Annotated in this window: 1 protein-coding gene; it reads left to right on the top strand. The window is 60.7% G+C overall.

What is annotated here, in order from left to right; all coding sequences use genetic code 11:
* Positions 1 to 1154 (top strand): acyl-CoA dehydrogenase family protein (locus tag ACP2AV_RS15650; protein WP_426373699.1); only part of this gene is annotated, 1154 nt, incomplete at its 5' end.
* Positions 1155 to 1274: the final 120 nt, after the last annotated feature.

The following is a 1274-nucleotide window of genomic DNA, read 5'->3' as shown; positions in this document are numbered from 1 at the left end:
TGACCGATGAGCAGCGCCAGATTGTCGATCACGTGGAACGTGTATCGCGCGAAGTGCTGCATCCATTGCAGGCGCGCATGGACGAGGAAGAATGGTGGCCCGACGATTTGTTCAAGCAAATGGGCGAGCTGGGCTTGCTGGGAATCACCGCCCCCGAAGAACTGGGCGGATCGGGCCAGAATGAATTCACCCAGGCGCTGGTGTCTGAAATCATTTCGAAATGGAATCCGGCAGTGGGCCTGTCGCACGGGGCGCATGACAACCTGTGTTTGAACAACTTGCTGCGCAACGGCTCTGAAGAGCAGGTGAAGAAATATGTGCCGGGCTTGTGTTCCGGCGAACTGGTCGGGGCCCTGGGGCTGACTGAACCTGGCGCGGGCTCGGATGCGCTTGGATCGATGGCCACCACCGCGCGGCGCGATGGCGACGACTATGTCATCAACGGCTCGAAGATTTACATCACCAACGGGCCGATCGCCGATGTGATCCTGCTCTATGCCAAGACCGACAAGTCGAAAGGCGCCAAAGGCATCTCTGTCTTTCTCGTCGAGACCGACAATCCCGGCTTTAAGGTGGCGCAGAAGCTGGACAAGATGGGCTTTCGCGGCTCGCCCACTGGCGAGTTGGTATTTGAAGACTGCCGGGTGCCGGCCTCGGCCATGGTGGGCGCCGAAAACAGCGGCGTTTCGGTGGTCATGAGTGGGCTGGATCTGGAACGCGCGATGGTTGCCTCGGTCTGCGTGGGCATGGCGGAACGCGCGCTGGAACTGGGTCTGGAATACGCCAAGATCCGCGAACAATTCGGCAAGCCGATCGCAAGTTTCCAGATGATGCAGTCGAAGCTGGCCGAAATTTACACCGAGGTCGAAACCGCCCGCGCCTTCGGCTATCGCGCCCTGGCGGCCTGCGCCGGCATGCCCAAGGGCGCCGGGGGCCGCGGCGAGATCCACAAGCTGACCGCGGCGGCCTGCCTGTATGCAGGCGAGGCGTTCAACAAGGCCGTGACCGAAGCCTGCCACATCCACGGCGGATCCGGTTACATGCAGGACACCGAAATCAACCGGTTGTTCCGCGCCAACAAACTGTTGGAAATCGGCGCGGGCACCAGCGAAGTCCGCAAGATCATCATCGCCGAAGAACTGCTGCGCGCCTGAGGGGGGCAAGACCATGAACAAGCAATTGCGCAACGATATCGACCTTCCGACACATTTCATGACGGACGAACAGCAGGCGCTGGCGGATCAGGCCGGCAAGTTCTTCATGTCCGAGTTCCA

The organism is Aliiroseovarius sp. PTFE2010, from assembly GCF_049943335.1.
Lineage (GTDB): Bacteria > Pseudomonadota > Alphaproteobacteria > Rhodobacterales > Rhodobacteraceae > JBNFVY01.
This window is presented reverse-complemented; position numbering and strand designations above follow the sequence as displayed.